Consider the following 2,132-nt stretch of genomic DNA (forward strand, 5'->3'; position numbering starts at 1 on the left):
CGTTGATCATTACCTGAACAGTAACCCGGCACAACCGCTACCAACAGAAGACTACCGTCGTCATACACAGGAAGGGTTCATTTTAAGTCCCAAACAAATACGCAGCGTGTCTGTTATTCCGGGCTTGGTCACCGCAGGGAACGGCTATTCCACAGAAAGCGGTCAGGCTGGAAATCAAATGGGCGACACTGATAATACCTCGCCAGCGAATACTCAGTTTCAACAAGGCTCTGGTCGTCAAAATCAAGGCAGCGGTGGTGGAAGAGAGGGTGGGGGAGATGATGGGTCAGGTGGGTCACCAAACAGAGGGTCATGCCGGATTTGTAATAAACCTGCTGTACTCGGCTTCGATAAATGCAGAGAATGTCTGGCTCGTGAAGTCGGTCTAATTGAGCAGGAACTGACTGAACAAGAAAGGGAACTACTTGAGTCAGGCACAGAAGGGGCTGATTCTTTAGCAATCCGTGTATTTGAATGGTTCAAAACTTTGGATTCAAATGAAAGGCACAGAGGAGATTGTTTTCGCAATAATGATTACTATAACTTTCCAGCGCTTTATAGACTTTTAACTCAAAGTTTTATGTCAAATAAAAATACGCTAAGTGAGTTTTATCTGAAATGGGTTAAATTTTTAAACGGCAGTATGTCTCTTTACCACCTTATTTCAGAAGTTGGTGAATTGGCAAAGTCCCAGGGAATTGAAGATTACGTTGAGGTGAAAAGAATTGTTAAAGCACTTGCTCATCACAGGCATGAGTTTGAGAACGAAACCGGTTTTAAAAAATTCAGAAACGATTTGTTGAGCATTTTAACGAGTAACAACCTCCTGGCTTCTGATGACCCGGGGCATGTTCTTTATTCAGGATTAAGTCGCCAACAGAAAGTAATGTTGATTAATTATATTTTTCAGACATTTAAAGAAACGAGTTGGTGGCTAAAAGATGAAATATTCCCGTCAAAATTTTTGACAATAATAATGTTAAATCAATTCGCCAGAAATGTTAATGCTAAGTATGGTTTTGGTATTCCGAATCCGTACATTGATCGTGAGGAGTTATTAGAAATTCTTACGTGGGGCAGTGAGAGGCCTGGTAGTGGTGAATGTTCTTTTATTACTCCACATAACAGACGTTTTTTAATTGGAGTCAATAGTCAATCACTTCATGCTCTGGCATTTAATATTACTGCCAATCAATTTTTAGATTTTCATGATATTGAAGCTATACTCACTGCTCTTGCTGTTATAAGGTCAATGCACGGACAGCGTTTAAATGATCTGTTCTCTAAAAATGTTCGTTTTGCGAAAGATGTACCCAGTGAGCAACTTCAGCTTTTAAGAACCTTCACCTTAAAAGCCCGTGAACAGCTTGTTAAGTTTCTGGAAAACAAGGGAGCAGAAGAAAAAGACAAATTTATACATAGTATGTTTTTGATCTTTGGTATTGCTCCTAAGGAGCTATTTGATGAGCTATCGGATCAACCGTTTGATGAGTTATCGGAGCAACCATCTGATGAGCTATCAGATCAACCGGCTGATGAACTATCGGATCCTGAACCTGTTCAGTTAACACAAGCCGTTGCACACGCGGCCGTAGATCCACAGTGTCAGCAATCAGAAATAAGCAGGTCACGGCCTTTAGCTTTGGACTCTGATACAGTGAAAATGCTGGAAGCTTGTTCTAAACCAGGCTTGGATTTTTCCCCATGGTTCGAAAAAAAACCACAGTCTGTAACTTTGGACTCTATCGTAACGCAAGAGGAACTCCTGAATATTGGTTCTAAAGTAGGCGTTGATTGGCAAAAATTTGCCAAAAAGACCGGTGTTCTTAATGAAACTCATATAAGAGATATTGATGCTGGTAACGCTGGGCTTGAAAGTAAGGTAAGGGCAATGATGGAAGAATGGAAAAAAATAAAAGGTCAGATTACCTACGATGACTTATTGGAGGTTTTTTCAGAAATCGGACGATGGGATCTTATGTACGATTTAAATAAGCGTCATAAATTTTGAAAACTATAAGTCCGGTTTCCAGGGCAAGCTGGCGGAGTCGCGGTCAGTGCCCCAAATCTGGGATAGAAAAAATAAAACATTTTCAAATTTAAGGTCTATTTTAATGCTTTATCAATAAAAT

The 2,132-nt window shown here is 40.2% G+C and carries 1 protein-coding gene; it reads left to right on the forward strand.

The window, feature by feature from the left end; genetic code table 11:
- Positions 1-2,011 (forward strand): death domain-containing protein (locus KDK17_RS10450; RefSeq protein ID WP_257288030.1); only part of this gene is annotated, 2,011 nt, incomplete at its 5' end.
- Positions 2,012-2,132 lie beyond the last annotated feature (121 nt).

It is taken from the genome of Endozoicomonas sp. SESOKO2, from assembly GCF_024606245.1.
GTDB lineage: Bacteria > Pseudomonadota > Gammaproteobacteria > Pseudomonadales > Endozoicomonadaceae > Endozoicomonas_A.